This window comes from Micromonospora mangrovicola (assembly GCF_047200535.1).
In the GTDB taxonomy this organism is placed as follows: Bacteria; Actinomycetota; Actinomycetes; order Mycobacteriales; family Micromonosporaceae; genus Micromonospora.
On record NZ_JBJZOG010000004.1, the window covers coordinates 24,892 to 39,610 of the forward strand.

Below are 14,719 nucleotides of genomic sequence, written 5' to 3' on the forward strand. Positions count from 1 at the left end.
TCGGCACCACCCGTGACTGGCCGTGGCCGGGCTACCTGCCCGCCGCCTCGCCGTTCTTCAGCGCGTCCTGCCAGGCGGCGTCGGCCGCCTTGCCCTGCTCGACGCTGCGCAGCGCGTTCTCGACCGCGTCCCGGACCGCCTGGTTCTTCGGGCCGAGGTAGACCGGCTTCAGATCGCTGGCGCCGCTGGCGAAGATCTTGCCGACCGGGGCCTTGCTGAAGTAGTCGTTGGTCGAGTCGGCCACGGCCGGGTCGGCGAGGGCCTGCGGCGAGGACGGCAGGTTGCCGACCTTCTTGAACGCCTCGATCTGCCCCTTGGCGCTGGTCAGGAACTTGGCCAGCTCGGCGGCCTCCTTGGCGTGCTTGCTCGACTTGGGCACGGCCAGGAAGGAGCCGCCCCAGTTGCCGCCGTTGCCCGGCGCCTTGGCGATGTCCCACTTGCCGGCGGCCTCGTCACCGGCCTGGCCCTTGATGACACCGGTCATCCAGGCCGGGCAGGCGATGGTGGCGAAGGTGGCGTTCTTGAACCCGGCGTTCCACTCGTTGGAGAAGGACTTCAGGTTGTTGGACAGCCCCGCACTGACCATCTTGGTGGTCAGGTCGAACGCCGACTTCACGTCGGGGTTCTCGCCGATCACCAGCTTGTTGCTCTTGTCGAAGTAGGTGTAGCCGGTGCCGGCGCCCGCGGTCTGCATGAGCACCACGTTGTAGAAGTTGGTCGCCGAGTCGACGAACTTGTCCTTCTTGTCGGCGGCGGCGAACTTCTGCCCGGTGGCGATGAACTGGTCCCAGGTCGGCCAGAGCGCGGCGACCTGCTCCCGGTCGGTGGGCAGGCCGGCGGCCTTGAACAGGTCGCTGCGGTAGCACAGCGCCATCGAGCCGACGTCGGTGCCGAGGCCCAGCACCTTGCCGTCGGGGGTGGTGCCCTGCTCCCACTTCCACGGCAGGAAGTTGCCCTTGAGGTCGTTCGCCCCGTGGTCGGCGAGGTTCACGAACTTGTCGGCCTGGGCGAAGAACTGGACGATCGTGCCCTCCTCCAGGGCGACGACGTCACCCGCCCCGGCGCCAGCGGTGATCTGCTGGGTGAGCCGGGTGTTGTAGTCACCGAGGCCGAGACCCTTGCCGCGCTCCTGGATCTTGACGTTCGGGTGATCCGCTTCGTACTGCTTGTACAGCTCGTCGTAGCCGAAGCCCTGGTCGCCGAAGACGTCGACGACCAGGGTGACCGGGCCGTCGCTCTTGCCGCTGTCCGACGAGTCGTCGCCGCAGGCGGTGGCGGTGGCGATCACCGCGACGGACGCGAGCGCGATGGCCGCGAGCCGCCGACGGCGGAATGGGACGCTCATCCGAGACCCCTCTTTCGGTGGTGAGGCGATATCTGTGTGGTGGGGGGTGCTGTCGCGCGGGCTCGCCGTCCTCGACCGGACCGGTCATCGACGACGACCCCGCGAGCGGGCAGGGATGAGATCCACGCCACTCGCGGGAGCGCTCCCATGAGATTGCCGGCAGGTGTCAGGGGTGTCAATAGACCGATGGGAGCGTTCCCAGATCGTTACCGCGTCGATTCCCCGACGTGCCGTCGGTTGATCGGATCAGCAGAAGCGGCGCAGCAGGGTGGTGGCCCGGGCGGCGTCGAAGGCGGCCGGATCGAACCCGGGGCCCGCCCACTCGCGCATCGCCCGGCGCTCCGGGTGCTCCGGGTCGGCGAGGGCGGCCAGCAGGACGGCGTGGCCGATCGGGCCGCCCACGCCCTCGGGCGGGCAGGCCCGCTCCCCCTCGACGCAGACCGGGTAGCGCTCGTCCGGGTCGGCGGTGCAGACGTCCTCCACCAGCAGGTCGTGCTCCCACCAGTCCCCGAAGTCGTAGACGTACCGGACCCGACTGCCCTTGCCCACCACCGCGTCCAACCGGACGTCCAACTCGTCCCGGACCGCCAGCTCGCCGTCCGGATCGGGCTCGCCGTACTGACGTCCGTCGATCTCAAACGAGTGCAGGCGGCAGTCCCGCCAGCCCATCGCGTGCTGCACCACCCGGTGCACGCGGTCCAGGGTGTAGCCGCCGGGAACCAGCACCCGCCGCCACACCGGCGGCCGAGCCCCGGCGAGGGACATCTTGAGCTGGAAGATCTGCCGCGACATGCTGTCCCATCCTCCCTCGGCATAGGCTGCCAGCATGATCTGCCGAGCGTGCCGGGAGCGACGGCACGACGACTGTCCTGGCCGGAAGTGGTGCGACTGCCAGCACCGTACCCCCGAACCCACCCCTCCGGTCACCGGTCCGGCCGGCGAATGAGCGTCGGAACGGCGATATCGCGGGTCTGGCCGACGCCCGCGACCGGTCCGCTGAACGACCCCGAGCTGGCCGCGCTCTACGGCCGCGCCGACCGGCCCCACCTGCGGGTGAACTTCGTGGCCAGCGCCGACGGCGCGGTCACCCTCCAGAGCTACTCCGCCGGGCTGTCCGGGGAACCGGACAAGCGGGTCTTCGGCCTGCTCCGGATGCTCTGCGACGGGCTGGTGGTGGCCGCCGGCACGCTGCGCCACGAGGGCTACCGGGCGGTCCGGCTGAGCGAGGACCGCCGGGCCTGGCGACGGGCGAACGGCCTGACCGAGTACCCCACCCTGGTGGTGGTCTCCGGTTCGCTGGACCTGGACCCGACCCAGGCATGCTTCGCCGACGCGCCGGTCCGGCCGCTGGTGCTGACCCGCGCCGGGGTCGACCCGCCACCCGGGCTGACCGCGGTGGCCGACCTCGTCCGCTGCGGCGCGGAGCGGGTCGACCTCGCCGCGGGCCTCGCCGAGCTACGCCGTCGAGGGCTGGACCAACTGCTCTGCGAAGGCGGCCCGCACCTCTTCGGCGCGCTGACCGCCGCCGGCCAGGTGGACGAACTCTGCCTGACCGTCGCTCCGCTGCTCGCCGGCGCAGGGCCGGGCCGGATCACCGCCGGGGACAGCAGCACGCCCCGTCACCTGCCACTGCGCCACGTGCTCGCCGCCGACGACGGCGTGCTGATGCTCCGTTACGCCCGCGACCCGGGCGACCCGCCGCCCGCCGGCGCCGCCCCCGCCGCCTGACCGGGCCGCGCGACGTCCCGGACGACCGCGCGGGTCAGCCGGACGCCGGATCCGGCGGCAGCGTGGCGGGCAGCCCGAAGGCCGCGAGGTACGCCGCACCCACGAACGAGGTGATTCCGGTGATCCGCTCGTCCCGCAGGGTCAGCACGTCGATCGACCACGGCAGGTACGGACCGCTCGCCTCCCGGCGCAGGTAGGCGGCGACGGCGAGCTGGCCGTTGGCGCCGGTCGACAGGTGCCGCCAACTGCCGCACGGGCCCAGCGGCGCCGACCGGGCGAAGTCCAGCACCGCCTCGATCCCCCGGTACCAGTGCGGCATCGGTGGCATCGACCAGGTGACGTCCTCGGTGAGCAGGGCGACCAGGGCGGCGGCGTCACCGTCCTGCAGGGCGGTGACGTACCGGTCGACGACCTCCCGCAGCCGGGCGTCGCCGAGCGCGCGCAGGGTCCGCTGCTGGGTCGTGGCCGGGAGCCGCTCGGCGAGCACCCGGCGGGCCCGGGCGAGGGCCGAGTTCACCGCGGTGACGGAGGCGCCCATCAGGTCCGCGATCTCGGCGGCGGAGTAGCCGAGCACGTCGAAGAGCAGCAACGCGGCCCGCTGGTTGCCCGGCAGGTGCTGCACCGCGGCGACGAAGGCCAGCTCCACGGCCTCACGCTGCTCGTACCGGGCGTCCGGGGCGAGCGGCGCGGCGGCGAGGCCGGCGTCGGGGTACGGACCGAGCCAGGCGACGTCCTGGTCCGGGTGGTTGTCCGGGACGGCGCGGTCGCTGGCCGGGCCGAGGTCGACCGGCAGGGCCCGCCGGGCGCGGCCGGCGACGGCGTCCAGGCAGACCCGGGTCGCCACGGTGTACAGCCACGAGCGCAGTGAGCCGCGTCCCGCGAAGCCGGGCAGCCCGCGCCAGGCCCGCAGCAGGGTGTCCTGGAGGGCGTCGTCCGCGTCGTGGACCGAGCCGAGCATCCGGTAGCAGTGGGCGTGCAGTTCCCGGCGCAGCGGTGCGACGAGCGCGGTGAAGGCGGCCTCGTCGACCACACCCGTCCCGGCCGGCTCGGGCGATCGGGCGGCGCTCGCGGAAGTGACGCTCACGAGCGACGATTCTGCCGCATCAGCCGAGTCTGGAAGGTGAACGGCTCACTCGCCATGAATTCGGAGGATCCGATGAGCGGCACGTCCACCACGCACGTCAGCACCGGCACACTGGAGGTACCCGACGGCCGGCTCTACTACGAGGTACGCGGACAGGGACCGCTGCTGGCCCTGGTCGCCGCCCCGATGGATGCCGCGGCCTTCGCGCCGCTGGCCGACCTGCTGGCCACGGAGCACACCGTGCTGACCACCGACCCGCGCGGGATCCACCGCAGCGTCCTGCACGACCCGCACCAGGACTCGACCCCCGAGCTGCGGGCGGACGACGTGTCGCGGCTCATCACCCACCTCGACGCCGGGCCGGCCGCCGTGCTCGGATCCAGCGGTGGTGCGGTGACCGTCCTCGCGCTCGCCCAGGCCCACCCCGAGCAGGTGCACACGGTCGTCGCGCACGAACCGCCGCTGCTCGGACTACTCGAGGACCGGAGCGAACGGCTCGCCCGGGAGGACGACATGATCGCCACCTACCTCGCCGGGGACCGGCTCGGCGCCGGGCGCAAGTTCCTCGCCAACGCCGACATTCACCTGCCGGAGGAGATGGTCCTGGCCATGTACGGCGGCGAACTCACCCCCCAGGCGGTCGCCGACGAGCATTTCCAGTACGTGCACATGATCCGGGGGACCACCCGGTTCCGGCCCGACGTCGCGGCGCTGCGCGGGGCGCCGGTCCGGGTCGTCGTCGGCCTCGGGGAGACCTCGACCGGGCAGGTCTGCGATCCGACCTCGCGGGCGCTCGCCACGGCGCTGGGCACGGCCCCGACGATGTTCCCCGGCGGGCACATCGGCTTCGTGGAGGATCCGGCCGCCTTCGCCGCCCGACTGCGCGAGGTGCTGGCCGCGACCTGAGCCGCGCGGGCCGGCCGGTGGACGCGCACCGGCCGGGGCTCCGTCACGACGACGGGCGCGGGATGCCGAGGCGTCCCGCGCCCGCGATCGCGCAGCGCTCTCCTCCGGCGTCGACGGCGGAGGAGTCCGCCGGCGCCGGATCAGGCGATCAGTTGACCGAGACGGCCGACCAGGCGGCGGCCACGGTGTTGTACTCGGCGCTGCCGGTGCCGTACAGGTCCTTGGCAGCCGACAGGGTGGCGGTGCGGGCACCCGAGTAGCCGGTGCGCGAGGTCATGTACACGGTGAGCGCGCGGTACCAGATGGCGCCGGCCTTGGCGTTGCCGATGCCGCTCACGGTGCTGCCGTTGCAGGTCGGGCTGTTGCCGTACGACGACGCGCCGCTGCCGACCGCGAGCAGGTAGAAGAAGTGGTTGGCCACCCCGGAGGAGTAGTGGACGTCCAGCCCCTTGATCTGGTTGCTGTAGCAGTCGGCGGACGCGCCGTCCTTGGACGGCTGGTCCATCCAGCGCAGCGGGGTGCCGTTGGTGCGCAGCTCCTCGCCGATCAGGTAGTCACCCGGGTCGTTGCTGTTGGCGGCGTAGAACTCGACCATGGTGCCGAAGATGTCGCTGGTGGCCTCGTTGAGGCCGCCGGACTCGCCGCTGTAACGCAGGCCGGCGGTGTTGCTGGTGACGCCGTGGCTCATCTCGTGCCCGGCGACGTCCAGCGAGGTGAGCGGGGTCCAGCCCTGGGAGGCGTCACCGTCACCGTAGGTCATGCAGAAGCAGGAGTCGCTCCAGAACGCGTTGACGTAGTTGCTGCTGTAGTGCACCCGGCTGTACGCGGCGACACCGTCGTTGCGGATGCCGTTGCGGCCGAAGGTGTTCTTGTAGTAGTCCCAGGTCACTGCGGCGCCGTAGTGCGCGTCGGCGGCGGTGGTCACCGGGTTGCCCAGGGTGCCGTCACCGAAGACGTTCGAGGTGCTGGTGACCAGGGTGCCGGTGCCACTGGTGCCACCGTTGAGGTTGTACGTCTTGTGGCCGCCCCGGGCGCCATCGTTGAGCTGGTAGGCGCCGCCCGAGAGGGTGGTGCCCACCGCGACCGAGCCGGAGTGGAAGGTGTTGCCGGTGCCGTCGGTCTGGATCGCGTCCCAGGCGTCGCGGACCTTGCCGGTGGTGGCGTCGACCAGCACGTTGAGCCGGCTCGGGGTCCCGTCGGCGCGGACGCCGCTCACCACGACCTGGTACGCCAGCGCGGTGCTGGCGCCGTCGGCGTCGTAGACGAGCTGGCTGCCGTCGATCGTGGCGCCGGCGGCGGTGGAGGCGGCGAGCGCGGTGCGGCTGGCGGCCGCCTCGCTGACCTTCGCCCTGGCGCCCCGGGTGGGTGCGGCGGCGAGGGTCTGGCTGGCGCCGCGCCAGGTGTTGCCCTTGCCGAGGTGCACGACCGTGTCGCCGCCCAGGACCGGCAGGCCGTCCTGGTAGCGGTGCAGCCGGACGTGCTCGGTGCCGTCGGTGTCGGTCAGCACGTTCTGGAGGGTGAACGTCTGGCCGGCGGCGACGAGGGCGCTGCCCGAGTGGGCCTTGAGCTGGGCGACTGCGCGGGTGAACGCGTCCCCGGTCACGGGGGCGGCGGAGGCGGTGGTCGGCAGGCCGCCGGCGGCGGCCAGCAGCGCGGCCGTGGCCAGACCGCCCAGGAGAGTGGTACGACGCATGGAGCTCCTACCTTCACTAGGACTGTCGGTCGGGGGGGTTCCGACCGACGGGTGACCCGCCGTGAGGGCGGCAGGTCCGCCACGTCCCCGCAAGGCGACAGGGCGTGACGACGCACACAGGATCGATGGAGGAAAGATCCTCGATGCGTGTTGCACATTCTTGCGTCATGAGGCCCATGTCTGTCACGCCCTCCGGCCAAGATTTTTTTCCAGGATCTTCGCCGCCCGTTCACCACCGCCGGACCCGGCCGACCCCGGGCAACGGGTGCCCTTGGCCGCCCGTGATCCCGCCCGTCCTCGGCCACCAGCCTCGCAGCCTGGGCAAATGAGCTCACTCCAGGCAGCCGGGCCGGGCTCCGGCACCACCGGGTCCGCCTCGCCGGCACGGCTCGCCGGCGGGCAGCTGATCGGCTCCGGCCTCCTGGACGTGGTCAACGCCTACACCGAGCCCCTGTCGGACCCGTTCGTGGTGGTGACCCGGGACGGCCTGTACCGGGTCGACATCACCGCCTGGGCCGGGCTGAACGTCGGCATCGGGGTCGCGCTCGTCCTGACCGGGTCGCTGGTCGTCGCGGCGCGACGCGGGTGGCGCCCGTCGCCCGCCCGGACGAGCCCGTCCTGACGCCGCCGGCCGTCGCCGGCCCGGTCAGCGGGCGTCGCAGATGCGGCCGGTCAGGGCCGGGTCGTTCTCGCGGTGCGCCGCCCAGATCGGGTTGAGCGACTGCACCAGCGGAGGCGCCTGCCAGGCCGCGCCCAGCCGCTGGAACAGCGCGTACTCCCGCCTCGGCCGACTGGTGAGGTCACCGGCCAGGAAGTCGACCACCCGTTCCTCGGCGGCCTGCCGGCCGACCAGGCCGCCGTGGAAGGCGGGGAGCTGGTAGACCGGGATCCGCGCGTACTCGCCCGGTGGCGCCTCGGCGGCGGTCACGGTCGGCAGGAACGCGATCATCCGGACTCCGGGCACCGGGCAGAGGGTGCGATTCCGGTAGAAGGGCGCATCAGCTAGTACAGAACGTACGAATGGCTCGTCCGGGCTGTTCTTCACCCGGCGGGGCAGGTTCGCCAGGGCGAACAGGATGCGCAGCTCCCAGCCGGCGGCGACCCCCCAGCCGGAGTGCCCAGGTGGCGGGTAGTAGGCCCGCCCCGGCTGCGCCAGCGGGCTGAACAGCAGCACCGCCTCGACCGATGACCGGGGCAGCAACTCCAGATAGGTGCGGGCGACCATCGCGCCCTCGCTCTGGCCGAGCAGCGCGATCGGCCGGCCGGTGCGGCGGTGCAACCGGTCGATCTGGGCTGCGAGCAGGACGGTGCTGGAGGCGACGGACCGGTGGGTGTCCTCGGCCCGGTAGGCCACGGGGTGACCCTTCGCGTCGAGGCCCCGGTAGGAGAACCGCTCCACCCGGGGGTCAACGGCAGGCCGGCCGTCCCAGCTGGAGTCGTGCCCGGCGATCACGATGATCGCGTGCGGCACCCGCTCGGGCAGCCGGGTGGCGAGCACCGGCGGTCGCCAGTCCCCCGACCGGCCCACCGCGACGTGGATCAACGACTGGGCCATCACCGCGCCGACGAGGATGAGCGCGAGCGCGATCGGCGCCACCGGCACCCGCGCCAACCGCACCCGGCGGGGCACCGCGGCGGCGGCCACGGTCTGCCGCCAGAGCAGGCCGTTCGCCACCCCGGCGAGCCCGGACACCACGACCGTCCACCAGCCGGGCGTGGCCGAGATGACCGCACCGGCGATCGTGAGCACCGCGAAGTTCAGCAACGACCACCCGAGCAGTTCGATCGAGGGCAGTCCGCGCCACCACCGTCCGACCACGCCGGCCCGCTGCAGGAACGGGGTGAGCAGCAGCATCGGCACCAGCGAGGCGAGCAGGTACCAGGAGAGACCGACCACCGCGAACGCCACGGAGAGCACCGCCCACGGCGAGATGATCACGGCAGCCAGCGCGGCCACCTCGAGGTTCCGCCGCACGAGCCAGCCCAGCGGGGGTCGTGGCGTGCCGTCGGGCCAGGCCAGCGCGGTGAGCCCGGCCGTGAGCACTCCCCGGAAGAGCGTGACGGCCAGCAGCCCGAACAGGAACGTCGGCCACGAGTCGTGGTAGACGAGCAGCCACCGCAGGTCGTGGTAGGAGTCGTACGGCCACACCGCGGTGACCTGGGGGGCGAGGCCACGGGCGGCGTGGAACCCGACGGCGTTCAGCACGACCTCCTCGACCACCGCGGGTCCGGCGGCGAGGATCAACAGCGCCCGCATCCGGCCACGCGTCGACTCCACGGCTGCTCCTCGCGCCACTCGCTGTCCCGACTCCCGGGCCGTGCCTCGCGGACCCCCCAACCGCCCCGGGTCGCGGAACCCTCTCTGCAGGATCTCGCGAAGCGGGCCGACAAAGGGGCGGATCGGGCGACCACGCGGGACACGGAGGGTTGCGGCGCGGTGCCGCTGCGCCACCGGACCCGGATCTCCGCGTGGCGTCCGCCGCGTCGCGTGGCAACCTGTCGCATCCCTCGGGCAGGATGCAGGTCGTGCGCCGCCAGCGAGACGACCAGCCGACCGGAGAACGCCGATGACCGACGACCTGATCGACGGCCCCGGCGACGGTGTCGGCCGGGTGCTCGGCACCGCCGACGCCACCCCGCTCACCTTCTGGACCGCGGTCTCCCCCGGCCGCTACCTGCAGCTCGACGACGTGGTGGTGACCCGCCGCGAGCTGCCCGACCGCGAGCCGGTGACCATCGCCGGCGTGGTCACCCAGGTGCGCGCCCGGCACGAGGGGGCGCAGTTCGACTCCGACGTGTTCGCCATCGCCGACGGCACGCTGCCCGCCCAGGTGCAGGAGGCCGCCGAGGTCACCACCACCCGGGTCGACCCGGAGTTCTACGTGCCGCCCACCCCGGGCGCGGTGGTGCACCGGGCCGAGGGCGACGCCCGGGCCCGGGCGCTGCACTTCGACCGGATGGAGCGCCGCATCCCGATGGGCATGGGCCGCGACGGCGTCCCGGTCTACCTGAACGCCGACTTCCTCGACGGCACCCGGGGCGCCCACGTCTCCATCTCCGGCATCTCCGGGGTGGCCACCAAGACCAGCTTCGCCACGTTCCTGCTCTACTCGGTCTTCCGGTCCGGGGTGCTGGGCGGCGACGCGGTCAACGCCAAGGCGCTCATCTTCAACGTCAAGGGCGAGGACCTGCTCTTCCTCGACCACCCCAACGCCCGGCTCGACGACGACACCCGGGCCGGCTACGCGAAGCTCGGCCTGGCCGCCAGCGCCTTCCCGGACGTCCGGGTCTACGCGCCGCCCCGGGTCGGCGACTCCTCCGGCACGCCGGACGTGAGCAGCCGGCTCACCGGCGTGGACAGCTTCTACTGGACGCTGAGCGAGTTCTGCGCCGACCGTCTCCTGCCGTACGTCTTCGCCGACGCCGACGACGAACGGCAGCAGTACACGATGGTGGTGCACTCGGTCGCCGCCCACCTCGCCCGGTACGCCCAGCCCGCCGACGGCGGGGTGAGCATCGACGGGGTCCGGCTCGGCTCGTACGCCGACCTGGTCGACCACATCGTCGAGCAGCTCAACGACGACGAGACCCGGGGTGACTGGGCGGGCAGCGCGGTGGGCCTGGGCACGGTCAACGCGTTCGCCCGCCGGCTGATCGGCAGCAAGAAGGACCTGGGCCGGCTCATCCGGGGCGACCTGGCGGCCCGCCGCCCGCACTCGATCAACACCGCGGAGAGCGCCCAGGTCACCGTGGTCGACCTGCACAATCTGCCGGACCGGGCGCAGCGCTTCGTGGTCGGCGTGACGCTCAAGAGCGAGTTCGAGCGCAAGGAGAAGGCCGGCACCGCCAAGCCGCTGCTCTTCGTGGTCCTCGACGAGCTCAACAAGTACGCCCCACGCGAGGGCTCCTCCCCCATCAAGGAGGTGCTGCTCGACATCGCCGAGCGGGGCCGCTCGCTCGGGGTGATCCTGGTCGGCGCGCAGCAGACGGCCAGCGAGGTGGAGCGGCGAATCGTCACCAACTCGGCGATCCGGGTGGTCGGCCGGCTCGACCCGGCCGAGGCGTCCCGCCCCGAGTACGGCTTCCTCCCGCCCGCCCAACGGCAGCGGGCGCTGCTGGCCAAGCCCGGCACCATGTTCGTCAACCAGCCGGACATTCCGGTGCCGCTGTGCCTGGAGTTCCCCTTCCCGGCCTGGGCCACCCGGGTCTCCGAGGCCGGCCGGGCGCCGTCGGAGACGCTCCGCTCGATCACCCAGGCGGCCGACCCGTTCGCGGTGGTGGGCTCCGGCAACTCCGACGACGACATCCCGTTCTGAGGTGCGGCCATGAAGATCCTGCACACCTCCGACTGGCACGTCGGCAAGGTTCTCAAGGGGCAGTCGCGGGTCGAGGAGCACAAGCAGGTCCTCGGCCAGGTGATCGACATCGCCCGGGTGGAGCGGCCCGACCTGGTGATCGTGGCCGGCGATCTCTACGACACCGCCGCACCCACCCCGGAGGCGACCCGCCTGGTGACCCGGGCGCTGACCGCGCTGCGCCGGACCGGGGCGGACGTGGTGGCGATCGGCGGCAACCACGACAACGGCCAGGCCCTCGACGCGCTGCGCCCGTGGGCCGAGGCGGCCGGCATCACCCTGCGCGGCGGCGTACGGGACAACCCGGCCGAGCACGTCATCGACGGGGTCACCGCCGGCGGTGAGCGCTGGCAGCTGGCCGCGCTGCCCTTCCTCTCCCAGCGGTACGCGGTCCGTGCCGTGGAGATGTACGAGCTGACCGCCGCCGAGGCCAACCAGACGTACGCCGACCACCTCGGCCGGGTCCTCGCCCGGCTCGCCGAGGGATTCACCGAGCCGGACCGGGTGCACCTGGTCACCGCCCACCTCACCGTAGTCGGCGCCAGCACCGGCGGCGGCGAGCGGGACGCGCACACCGTGCTGGGCTACGCGGTCCCGGCCACGGTCTTCCCCGGCAACGCGCACTACGTGGCGCTGGGCCATCTGCACCGGTCCCAGCGCGTCATCGGCCCCTGCCCGATCCGCTACAGCGGCAGCCCCCTCGCGGTCGACTTCGGTGAGCAGGAGAACATCGGCTCAGTGACCGTCGTCGAGGTCACCGCCACCACCGCGGCGCAGGTCCGGGAGGTGCCGGTACCCGGCGCGGTGCCGCTGCGCACGGTCCGGGGCACCCTGGCCCAGCTCGCCGAGCTCGACGCCCCTGAGGGCTGGCTGCGGGTCTACGTCCGCGAACAGCCCCGCGCCGGGCTGCGCGAGGAGGTGCAGGAGCTACTGCCCCGGGCGCTGGAGATCCGGATCGACCCGGAGCTGGTGCCCGCCCCCGGCAGCGGCACCCGCACCGCCCAGCGGGCCGGCCGCTCGCCGCGCGAGCTCTTCGCCGACTACCTGGGCAGCCGGGGGCACGCCGACGAGGGCGTCCAGGAGCTCTTCGACGAGCTGCTCGAGGAGGTCGATCACTGATGCGGCCGATGCGGCTGGACATGGCGGGCTTCACCGTCTTCCGCGAGGAGACCACCGTCGACTTCACCGACGCGGACTTCTTCGCCCTGGTCGGCCCCACCGGCTCCGGCAAGTCGACGGTGCTCGACGCGATCTGCTTCGCCCTCTACGGCACGGTGCCCCGCTGGGGCGGCACCCGGGGACTGGCCAACGCGCTCGCCCCCTCGGCCACCGAGGCCCGGGTGCGGCTGGTCTTCGAGTCCGCCGGCGACCGGTACGTGGCCACCCGGGTGGTCCGCCGGGACGGCCGGGGCACGGTGAAGACCGCCAACGCCGGGTTGCAGCTGATGCCACCCGGCTTCGACGTCACCAAGCTCGACACCGGGCTGAGCCCCGAGGATCTGGGCGAGGTGGTGGCCGGCACCCCCGCCGAGATGGAGCAGGCGGTGCTGGACGCGGTCGGCCTGCCCTACGAGCAGTTCACCAGCTGCGTGGTGCTGCCGCAGGGGCAGTTCGCCGACTTCCTGCACGCCAAGCCGGCCACCCGGCAGCAGATCCTGGTAAACCTGCTCGGCCTCGGCATCTACGAGGACGTGCAGAAGCGGGCCACCGAGCGCGCCGGCCAGGCCGAGGCGAGACTGGAGGCGGTCGACCGGATGCTCGGCGGGCTCGCCGACGTCGACGACGAGGCCCTGGCGGGCGCGGGCCGGCGGGTGGACCGGATGCGCGAGCTGGCCGGGGCGGTCACGGCCGCCGTACCGCAGCTGGACCGGGCCCGGGTCACGGCGCGGGAGCAGGCGGCGGCGCTCGCGGCGCTCGACGCGGAGCTGGCCGTGCTGACCGGGGTCCGGCCGCCGGACGGGACCGCCGAGCTGGCCCGGGCGGTGGCCACCGCCCGGGCAACCGCCGACGAGACCGGCGCGGCGGTCGGGCTGGCCGAGGAACGCGAGGAGAAGCTGCGCGGCGAGCTGGCCGCGGCCGGCGACGAGAGCGCGCTGCGACTGCTGCTCAAGGCGCACGCCGACCGGGACCGGCTGACCGGCGAGGCGGCGGCGGTCGGCGCGGCGGTGAGCGCGGCGCAGGCCGAGCACGACACGGCGACCGGCGCGCTGGCCGAGGCCCGGGCGCTCGCCGAGCGCGCCGAGGCCGAGCTGGAGGCGGCGTTCCGGGCGCACGAGGAGGCCAAGGCCACCGACCAGGCGGTGGCGCTGCGGGCGCACCTGGCCGCCGGCGGCCCGTGCCCGGTCTGTGAGCAGGTGGTCCCCCGGGTGCCGGCGGTACCCGAGGAGTCGGCGGTGGCTCGGGCGATCGCCGCCGGCAAGGCGGCCCGGGCGGCCAATGAGGCGGCCAAGCGGGTGGTGCAGGAGCGCGACACCACCGCGCGCGAGCTGGACCGGGTGCTGCTGCGCGCCCGCACCGAGCACGACCAGCTGCGGGCCCGGCTGGCCGAGCTGGACGCGCAGCTCGCCGGCGCGGCCACGCCGGAGACCCTGCGGGAGAACCTGGCGGAGCACGCGCGGCTGCGCCGTGCCCTGGAGGAGGCGGCCGGGGCGGTCCGGGCCGGTCGGGACGCCGCCCGCAGGGCCCGGGGCGCGCTCGACGGGGCGCAGGAGCGGCTGCGCCGAGCGTGGCGCGACTTCGACACCACCCGCGACGGGCTGGCCCGGTTCGGCCCGCCCGCCGCCGACCGCGAGGACGTGGCCGCCGCCTGGACCGCCCTCGCCGGGTGGGCCGGTGCGCAGGCCGACCGGCGGCGGGCCGACCGGGACGGGCTGGTCACCGCGGTGAGCGCGGCCGAGGCCGCGGTGCGCGAGGCCGGGGAGCGGATCGCCGGGCTCTTCACCGCCGCCGGGCTGGACGCGGCCGACGACCCGCTGCGGGACGCGGCGGTGGCGGTGGAGCGCGCCGAGGCGGAGCTGCGCCGGCTCCAGGACCGCCGCGAGCAGGCCGCCGAACTGCACGAGCAGCGGACCGGGCACGAACGCCAGGCCCGGGTCGCCCGGGCCCTCGCCGGGCACCTGCGGGCCAACAACTTCGAGCGCTGGCTGCTGGCCGAGGCGCTGGACCTGCTGGTCGACGGCGCGTCGCGGATCCTGCGCGAGCTGTCGGGCGGCCAGTACGACCTGGTACACGACAAGGGCGAGTTCTTCGTGGTCGACCAGCACGACGCCGGACTGCGCCGGGGGGTGCGCACGCTCTCCGGCGGGGAGACGTTCCAGGCCTCGCTGGCGCTGGCTCTCGCGCTGTCCGAGCAGCTCGCCGGGATGTCCACCACCGCGGCCAGCCTGGAGTCCATCGTCCTCGACGAGGGCTTCGGCACCCTCGACGCGGCCACCCTGGACACCGTCGCGGCCACCCTGGAGAACCTGGCCGCCCGCGGCGACCGGATGGTCGGCGTGGTCACCCACGTACCGGCGCTCGCCGAGCGGATCCCGGTCCGCTTCGAGGTCCGCAAGGACGCCCGGACCGCCCGGGTGGAACGGACCGGCCTGTGAGCGGGGCGGGGGCGG

Annotated in this window: 11 protein-coding genes; 6 read left to right on the forward strand and 5 right to left on the reverse strand. The window is 73.7% G+C overall.

The features are described 5' to 3' along the window. Positions 1 to 31: 31 nt before the first annotated feature. Both ACL02O_RS02620 and ACL02O_RS02625 read right to left on the reverse strand, forming a co-directional pair. A complete protein-coding gene (locus ACL02O_RS02620; RefSeq protein ID WP_412816297.1) occupies positions 32 to 1,345 on the reverse strand; it encodes an ABC transporter substrate-binding protein in 1,314 nt (437 codons plus the stop codon). Between the two features lie 246 nt (positions 1,346 to 1,591). After that, on the reverse strand, positions 1,592 to 2,137 hold the full coding sequence (locus ACL02O_RS02625; RefSeq protein WP_412816298.1) for a plasmid pRiA4b ORF-3 family protein: 546 nt from the start codon (positions 2,135 to 2,137) through the stop codon (positions 1,592 to 1,594). 150 nt (positions 2,138 to 2,287) lie between these two features. On the opposite strand from ACL02O_RS02625, the gene ACL02O_RS02630 reads away from it, so the two are divergent. Then, positions 2,288 to 3,073, forward strand: coding sequence for a pyrimidine reductase family protein (locus tag ACL02O_RS02630; RefSeq protein ID WP_412816299.1), 786 nt, complete (start codon positions 2,288 to 2,290; stop codon positions 3,071 to 3,073). Positions 3,074 to 3,107: 34 nt separating this feature from the next. On the opposite strand, the gene ACL02O_RS02635 is transcribed toward ACL02O_RS02630, so the two are convergent. Beyond that, on the reverse strand, positions 3,108 to 4,157 hold the full coding sequence (locus ACL02O_RS02635; RefSeq protein ID WP_412816300.1) for a sigma-70 family RNA polymerase sigma factor: 1,050 nt from the start codon (positions 4,155 to 4,157) through the stop codon (positions 3,108 to 3,110). 72 nt (positions 4,158 to 4,229) lie between these two features. Here ACL02O_RS02635 and ACL02O_RS02640 point away from each other — a divergent pair, with 72 nt between their 5' ends. Next, positions 4,230 to 5,063, forward strand: a complete 834-nt coding sequence (locus tag ACL02O_RS02640; protein ID WP_412816301.1) for an alpha/beta fold hydrolase — start codon at positions 4,230 to 4,232, stop codon at positions 5,061 to 5,063. 148 nt (positions 5,064 to 5,211) lie between these two features. Here the strand turns inward: ACL02O_RS02640 and ACL02O_RS02645 are convergent, their stop codons facing one another. Then, positions 5,212 to 6,756 (reverse strand): M4 family metallopeptidase, encoded by a 1,545-nt coding sequence (locus tag ACL02O_RS02645; RefSeq protein ID WP_412816302.1) that lies wholly within the window; start codon positions 6,754 to 6,756, stop codon positions 5,212 to 5,214. A gap of 325 nt (positions 6,757 to 7,081) precedes the next feature. Between ACL02O_RS02645 and ACL02O_RS02650 the strand changes: the two genes are divergently transcribed. Beyond that, positions 7,082 to 7,378: a DUF7144 family membrane protein gene (locus ACL02O_RS02650; protein ID WP_412816303.1), complete on the forward strand. Its 297-nt coding sequence runs from the start codon at positions 7,082 to 7,084 to the stop codon at positions 7,376 to 7,378. Positions 7,379 to 7,402: 24 nt separating this feature from the next. Here ACL02O_RS02650 and ACL02O_RS02655 read toward each other — a convergent pair whose 3' ends face one another. Then, positions 7,403 to 9,013, reverse strand: a complete 1,611-nt coding sequence (locus ACL02O_RS02655) for a hypothetical protein (RefSeq protein ID WP_412816405.1) — start codon at positions 9,011 to 9,013, stop codon at positions 7,403 to 7,405. Between the two features lie 310 nt (positions 9,014 to 9,323). Here ACL02O_RS02655 and ACL02O_RS02660 point away from each other — a divergent pair, with 310 nt between their 5' ends. The 3 genes from ACL02O_RS02660 to ACL02O_RS02670 are packed head-to-tail and all read left to right on the forward strand — an operon-like array spanning position 9,324 to position 14,704. Then, on the forward strand, positions 9,324 to 11,072 hold the full coding sequence (locus ACL02O_RS02660; protein ID WP_412816304.1) for an ATP-binding protein: 1,749 nt from the start codon (positions 9,324 to 9,326) through the stop codon (positions 11,070 to 11,072). A gap of 9 nt (positions 11,073 to 11,081) precedes the next feature. Continuing rightward, on the forward strand, positions 11,082 to 12,230 hold the full coding sequence (locus ACL02O_RS02665) for an exonuclease SbcCD subunit D (RefSeq protein WP_412816305.1): 1,149 nt from the start codon (positions 11,082 to 11,084) through the stop codon (positions 12,228 to 12,230). Continuing rightward, the gene (locus ACL02O_RS02670; RefSeq protein WP_412816306.1) at positions 12,230 to 14,704 is read left to right on the forward strand and encodes an AAA family ATPase; all 2,475 of its coding nucleotides are present in this window, start codon (positions 12,230 to 12,232) and stop codon (positions 14,702 to 14,704) included. The genes ACL02O_RS02665 and ACL02O_RS02670 overlap by 1 nt, the downstream gene beginning before the upstream one ends. Positions 14,705 to 14,719: the final 15 nt, after the last annotated feature.